The organism is Frankia sp. AgB1.9, from assembly GCF_016786355.1.
In the GTDB taxonomy this organism is placed as follows: domain Bacteria; phylum Actinomycetota; class Actinomycetes; order Frankiales; family Frankiaceae; genus Pseudofrankia.
Genome location: NZ_JADWYX010000026.1, coordinates 1 through 6,738 on the forward strand (window position 1 = coordinate 1; position 6,738 = coordinate 6,738).

Annotated in this window: 6 protein-coding genes and 1 pseudogene; all 7 read left to right on the forward strand. The window is 68.5% G+C overall.

Features of this window, described 5'->3' with window-relative positions; genetic code table 11:
* A partial coding sequence (locus I6A60_RS12360; RefSeq protein ID WP_203018034.1) for a carboxymuconolactone decarboxylase family protein occupies positions 1 to 376 on the forward strand: 376 nt, incomplete at its 5' end.
* Positions 373 to 1,080, forward strand: coding sequence for a TetR/AcrR family transcriptional regulator (locus I6A60_RS12365; RefSeq protein ID WP_203018026.1), 708 nt, complete (start codon positions 373 to 375; stop codon positions 1,078 to 1,080). The genes I6A60_RS12360 and I6A60_RS12365, both read left to right, overlap by 4 nt.
* Before the next feature lie 115 nt (positions 1,081 to 1,195).
* Positions 1,196 to 1,489, forward strand: a pseudogene (locus tag I6A60_RS43985) (PAS domain-containing protein); the annotation flags it as partial.
* A gap of 165 nt (positions 1,490 to 1,654) precedes the next feature.
* Positions 1,655 to 3,667 carry an EAL domain-containing protein gene (locus I6A60_RS41540; protein WP_307873656.1) on the forward strand — a complete coding sequence of 671 codons (2,013 nt, stop codon included), beginning with the start codon at positions 1,655 to 1,657 and terminating at the stop codon, positions 3,665 to 3,667.
* Positions 3,668 to 4,002: 335 nt separating this feature from the next.
* A complete protein-coding gene (locus I6A60_RS12375; protein WP_203018014.1) occupies positions 4,003 to 4,161 on the forward strand; it encodes a hypothetical protein in 159 nt (52 codons plus the stop codon).
* A gap of 103 nt (positions 4,162 to 4,264) precedes the next feature.
* Entirely contained in the window at positions 4,265 to 5,671 is a 1,407-nt protein-coding gene (locus I6A60_RS12380; RefSeq protein WP_203055616.1) for an aldehyde dehydrogenase family protein, read from the forward strand.
* Between the two features lie 66 nt (positions 5,672 to 5,737).
* Positions 5,738 to 6,613, forward strand: a complete 876-nt coding sequence (locus tag I6A60_RS12385) for an SDR family NAD(P)-dependent oxidoreductase (protein WP_203018010.1) — start codon at positions 5,738 to 5,740, stop codon at positions 6,611 to 6,613.
* Positions 6,614 to 6,738: the final 125 nt, after the last annotated feature.

Consider the following 6,738-nt stretch of genomic DNA (forward strand, 5'->3'; position numbering starts at 1 on the left):
CGACGACCTGGGACCCGAAAGCCCCGAGCAGCGCGTCCGCGAAGGCCAGCAGGAGTTCGCCGACGTCAACCTGATACAGGCTCCCCCGTCCGACTCGCCGTACTTCTACGCCGGCATCCTCAACTTCGTCTTCGGGCACGTGTGGCGCCGCCCGGGGCTCTCGCGCAGGGACCGCCGCCTCGTCACGCTCCCCTGCGTGGCGCTGTCGGACGCGCTTGGACCCATTCACTCCCACGTAGAATCCGCCCTGGGCTCGGGAGACGTGACCTACGACGAGATGCAGGAGATCTGCTTGCACTTCAGCGCCTACTACGGCTTCGCGAAGGGCGAGGTGCTGCAGGACGCGGCCGAACGCTGGCGAGCACGCTCCACATGACAGCCGTCCCACGCGACGTCCCGACCAGCGCGACCGCGCTGCAGCTCCTGACGACCGCGGAACGCCTGTTCGCCGAGAACGGTCTCGCCGGCGTATCCCTGCGTCAGATCGCCGCGGCGGCGGGCTCGGCGAACAGCTCCGCGGTCCACTACCACTTCGGCACCAAGGACCGGCTGATCGAGGCGATCTTCGCCTACCGGCTGCCGCAGCTACTCGAACGTCGGGCCCTCCTGAAGACGCGCCTGGACCCCGACGATCTCCACGGACATCTGGAAGCCCACCTGCTCCCCGTCCTCGAACTCGCCGAGTCGCCCGGCAACGCCTACGTCTCCTTCGTCGAGCAGCTCCAACGCAGCCCCGAATCGCGGCGGGTGTTCGCCACGCAACCCGACATCTACCGCTCCGTGCAGGACTTCCTCGCGGACATTCGGCAGTTGCTCCCGGACATCCCCACCCCGCTGCTGACCCTCAGAGCCACCCAGGCCCAGTCGCTGAGTATCAACGCTGCGGCCGGACGGGAACGCGCGATCAGCAACCACGACAGCGTGATCCCGTTCGGCCTGTTCGTAGCGACCCTCACCGACGGCCTCACCGGTTTCCTCGCGGCTCCCGTCTCACCGGAGACCGCCCGACTTCTCACCCGGACACCTGACGACGTCCTCGACCCGACACTGCCGACACCGACAGGCTCGGTGGACAGGTAGCCCGGGTGAGAAAGGGTACCGTCACGACTAAGCGCCCGCGACCGCCAACCGGATGAACTCGGGGTAGCGGCGAATACACGGTTCCCCAGGGCGCCCAGGGGGTTGGGACCGGGTTATGGACCTGTTCGACCGGATAGAGATTGGATTGGCGGCCTTCGGCCTCGCCAGTCGCCGGGTTCAGAGAGTGAACCCGGCGACCTGCCGTATCCTCGACCGCGCCGAGGCCGAGCTCATCGATGTGACGTGGGAAAGCCTGATACATCCGCATGATCGAGACATCCAGGCCGCGATGGCGCGGCAGCATCTGGCCGCCGGACACGGCAGCTGGCAGCAGGTCATCCGATTCGTGCGGCCGGACACGTCGCTGGTCCACGTGCTGGCGACATCGGTGATAATTGCCGACGAAGTACCAGAACCATATCTCCTTGTTCAGTTTCAGGATATCACCCACGAAGTAGAGTCGTACCAGAGCCTCCGGCTGATAGCCGATAACACCTCCGTGGTGCTGTCGCTGATTGATCGAAGTGGGCACACGGTACTCAGCGAAGGCGTGCCGGAAAAATATCGCGGGCTCGTGACCGCGGCCCGTCACACGTCGGTCTTCGACGTGTTCGCGGATCACCCCGCGGCGCTGGCGCCGGTTCGCCAGGCATTGGCCGGCGAGTGCGCGTCGGGAGTCTTCGAGGCCTATGGGAAATGGTTCGAACAGAGCGTCGTCCCGATCTTCGGAGCGGACGGCACGGTGGACTCCGTGGCATCGATCACGACGGAGGTGACGGATCGAGAGGAGGCTCTCGCTCAACTGCGACAACGCTCCGCCGAGCAGGCGATCGTCGCGGAGCTCGGCCGACGGGCGCTCGACAGTCCCGATCCCGAGTCGGTCTGGCGGCGGGCGACGGCGGCGGTCGCGCAGCACCTCGGCGCTGATCGGGTGACTCTACGGGAGACGGCGTCGTCAGGCGGCCAGCCCGGTCTGGTCATCGCGGCGGACACGCGTTCGTCCCGGCCGGCAGGGACCGCCACGACCCTACCGGCAGCCCCGGGTCCCACCCGGGGACGCGACGGTCGAGACGGCGCGGAGGCTGGTCCGGCCCGTCCCGTCTCGCCGCTGTCGAGACCCGTCGGTCGATCTGACGATCCTGCGGCCGTACTGACAGTTCAGCGCGGCACACCCGGCGACTTCACCGATCACGAGGTCGCCTTTCTGGACGGAGTCGCGACCGTGCTCGCGGCCGCCGACGCGCGGTTCCGGATGGAACGCCAGGTCCACTATCAGGCGGTGCACGACGGGCTGACTGGCCTGCCGAACCGAACCGCCCTGCTCGACCGGTTGCAGCGCGCGGTGGCCCGCGCCCGACGCTACCGGCGCCGCGTTGGTCTGCTGTTCATCGATCTCGATGGCTTCAAGACCGTCAATGACTCGCTCGGCCACCAGGCCGGTGACCAGTTGCTGTGCGACGTCGCCGACCAGCTCCGAGACGCGGTGCGACCCGTCGACCTGGTCGCCCGCATGTCCGGGGACGAGTTCGCGGTCCTTTGCGACGACGATCCGACGCCCGATGCCGTGCGGGGGGTCGCGGACCGTCTCGTCACCAGACTGGCCGCTCCGAGAACCCTCGCCGCCGAACCCGTCATCGTGACGGGCAGCATCGGCATCGCGCTGATCGACGCGCATCCGAACCGCAACGGGGAGGACCTCGACGCCGACGGGCTCCTGCGCGCGGCCGACCTCGCGATGTACGCCGCCAAACGGCAGGGTGGCGGTCGCTGCCTGGTCTTCGAAGAGAACATGCGTACCGACGTCGTCCATCGGGTCGAGATCGAACGGGATCTCCGACGGACACTCGAGTGCGGGAACACCGACCTGCGGCTGCTTTATCAGCCGTCGGTGTCCACCTCCGGCCAGGTTGCCGGTGCGGAGGCGCTTGTCCGCTGGCGTCATCCGGACCACGGTCTGCTGGAGCCCGACGCGTTCGTCCCGATCGCCGAGGAGGCCGGCCTGATCGTCCCGCTCGGCCGATGGGTACTGGAGACTGCCTGCCGCACAGCCAGTGGATGGGGACCTTCGCCGCCGGACACCCCCAAGCCCCGCATCGCCGTCGGCATCTCACCGATCCAACTCGCCGATGACCGACTACTGGCGGATGTCTCCACGGTTCTCGCCGCCACCAATGCCGACAGCACCTTTCAGTTGTGCCTGGAGATCACCGAGGCCGCTCTCGTTCGATACCTCTCCGCCACGACGGGCGCCCTGCGCTCGCTCCATGACCTCGGGGTGTTGGTGTATCTGGACGACTTCGGTTTTGGGCAGTCCTGTCTTGGCGGTCTACCCGACCTCCCGATCGACGGCATCAAGACAGACCACCGCCTCATCGCCCGGATCACCACCAGCCAGACGGACCGTGCCGTCGTCGAAGCCGTCATCCGGCTCGCCCACGCCCTCGGCCTGACAGTCACCGCCGACGGCGTGGAGACCGCCGACCAGGCCGCCGAACTTCGCCGCCTCGACTGCGACCTCCTGCAGGGCCACCAACTAGGCCAGCCGCGGTCCCACCTGCCAGACCTGGGCCTCGCCAGGAGCCAGTAGGAACGTGCTCGGGCCCGTGGACGAGGTCCGGCGATCAACCGCACGAACCGCGACCCTGCGCGGCGCCGGAGCCCCGCCCAGGTGACGACCGGCCGGCCAGCGCCGACAGCGCACAGACAGTCACCCAGACGCACATAGCACCCGCCATCCACGCATGCTATGTTACGCGTGTTACAGTTCGATCCCGACTCAGCCGAAACCTCGAAGTCCACGATCCCGAAATGGACCGATCTAGGAATTGGCTGCGCACGTGATCGCCGAACCGAAAAAGAGACGGACGACGCCGAGAATTAGAACTTCGAGCCGCGCTGGCGACTGGATGGAACGGAGAGATGATGGTGTTCTCGTCCGACTACCCGCACGGTGAAGGCAACGCGGACCCCATCACGCTCATCGCGGACGAACTCCAGGAAATCCCCGAGGACGTGCGGTCGCGCTTCCTCGGCGAGAACATCGCCGAGGTCTTCACTCGGATGGGTGACCCGGTGACGTGAACCGGTCTCCACACCACTGGCACGTCTGGCGGCCAGGCCAATCTCGCACGATTCAACGTTTCACCTTCTATCTACGACCGACGGTTTGGGAGTACGGGACGGAATGAGCCTTCAGGAGACGGTCGACGGACTCGGCCAGCTGATCAACGGTGAACTGGTGACCAGCGGAGAGACGATCGCGGTCGTGAACCCGGCCACCGGAGAGGTCGCCGCGCAGTGCCCGGCGGCCACCACCGCGATGGTCGACGACGCGATGGCGGCGGCAGCGTCGGCGTTCCCGGCGTGGTCCACCACGCCGGAGGCGCAGCGGCGGGCGGTGATCCGCCAGCTCGCGGACGCGATCGAGGCGGTCTATCCCGAGCTGGAGACGCTCGCGGCCGTCGAGAAGGGCAACGCCGGGGGCGCCGCCGAGGGGTTCGCCGCGATCTGGTTCGGCCGGCACATCGCCGAGCAGCACCTGGCGGTCGACGTCATCGAGGACACCCCGGACCGTCAGGTCACGGTCGTGCGGGCGCCCGTCGGGGTCGTCACCGCGATCGCGCCCTGGAACGCGCCCATGCTGATCATCGTCGAGAAGATCCTCACGGCGCTGCTCGTCGGCAACACGGTGGTGGCCAAGACCTCGCCCTTCACCCCGCTGGCGACGCTGCGGATCGCGAAGGCGTGGAAGGACATCGCGCCGCCCGGGGTGGTCAACATCCTGGCCGGCGGCGACGAGGTCGGGAAGGCCATGGTCGCCCACCCCACGGCGCGGATGATCAGCTTCACCGGCAGCGCCGCCGCCGGCCGGAGCATCGCCGCGCCGGCGGCGGCGACCCTGAAGAACGTCCTGCTGGAGCTGGGCGGCAACGACGCCGCGATCGTGCTCGGCGACGTGGACGTCACCAAGGTCGCCGAGGGGATCTTCGCGTCGGCGTTCCTGATGAGCGGGCAGGCCTGCGCGCTGGTCAAGCGGGTCTACGCGCACGAGTCGATCTATGACGCCCTGGTCGCGGAGCTCGCCGAGATCGCGCAGAAGAAGGCGGCCGAGCTTCCCCCGCTCACGACCAAGCCCCAGTTCGAGCGGGTCAAGATGCTGGTCGACGACGCCATCGCCCACGGCGGCAAGGCGGTCACCGGCGGCTCGCCGACCGGGACCGGCTATTTCTACCCCCCGACGATCATGACGGGCGTCGGTCCCGGCGTGCGGGTCGTGGACGAGGAGCAGTTCGGCCCCGTGCTCCCGATCGTCCCCTTCAGCGACGTGGACTGGGCCATCGAGCAGGCCAACGGCACCGAGTACGGCCTGTGCGGATCGATCTGGACCGCGGACGTGGCCCTCGGCGAGCAGCTCGCCACCCGCCTGGTCTGCGGGACCGTCTGGCTGAACCAGCACACGGAGATCGACCCGAAGATTCCGTTCGGCGGGGTGAAGTCCAGCGGAATCGGGCGCAACAACGGGCAGGTCGGCACCGACGCCTACGCGGAGCTCCAGACCCGGATCTTCTACAAGAAGTCCGACCGGGTCTAACACCGCGGGCGCCTCGCCTCATTCGCCGCGGATACGCGCGGACATCTCAGACGAGAGGGAAAGTTCGTGGAAGACCTCGATGGCAAGATTGCGGTCGTCACCGGCAGCGGCGGCCCGCACGGCATTGGCCGAGCGACCGCCAAGCTGCTCGCCGAGCAGGGCTGCACGGTCGTCCTGTCCGACGTCGACACCGCCGCGCTGGAGGCCACCGTCGGCGATCTCGCCGCGCTCGGTCTCAAGGTCGCCGGCGTGCCTGCCGACGTCGCCAGTCTCAGCTCCGTCCAGAACCTGGCCGACACCGTCTTCGCCACGTACGGGCGGGTGGACATCGCCTTCCTGAACGCCGGGATCAGCGGCGGCGGAAGCCTGTTCGACGACAAGATCGACGACTGGCACAAGGTGATCGACGTCAACTTCTACGGCATCCTGCACGGCATCAAGGCCTTCGTGCCCAGGATGGTCGCTCAGGGCACGCCCGGGCACGTGCTCGGCACGTCCTCCGGAGCCGGCGCGGTCGGGGTCATGTACCAGACGCCGGCCTACTCCGCGTCCAAGGCCGCCGTCTGCACCCTGCTCGAAGCGCTGTACGGGCAGCTGCGGGACATGAACGCGCAGATCAAGGCACACGTCGTGCTCCCCCCGCTTACCAAGACGAACCTGGCCGGCGACCCGCAGCTGATGGGTTTCGTCCAGCAGGGACTCGAGGCCGGCGGCGCGACGGCCGTCCTGGCCGAGCCCCAGGACGTCGCGGTGACCGTCCTGGAGGCGATCCGCTCCGGGAACTTCTGGGCCCACCACGACCACGAGGCCGACAAGCGGCTGAGTGACGGCAAGTTCGCCGGCGACATCGACTGGCAGGACGAGATCATCCGGGCTCGGGCGACGGCCATCATCGACCGGTCGGCGCCCGACCCGTACCTGTGGGGCATGAAGTCGGGCTGACCGCCTCCCCCGCACAGTGCGGCGGCTCGACGCCGCACGGCACACACCCCGGTGCTGGCCCGCCCCGGCCCGGCCGGGCGCCCCCCCCCCCCCCCGGCCGCCCCGCGGGCCGGGGGCCCGGGGGC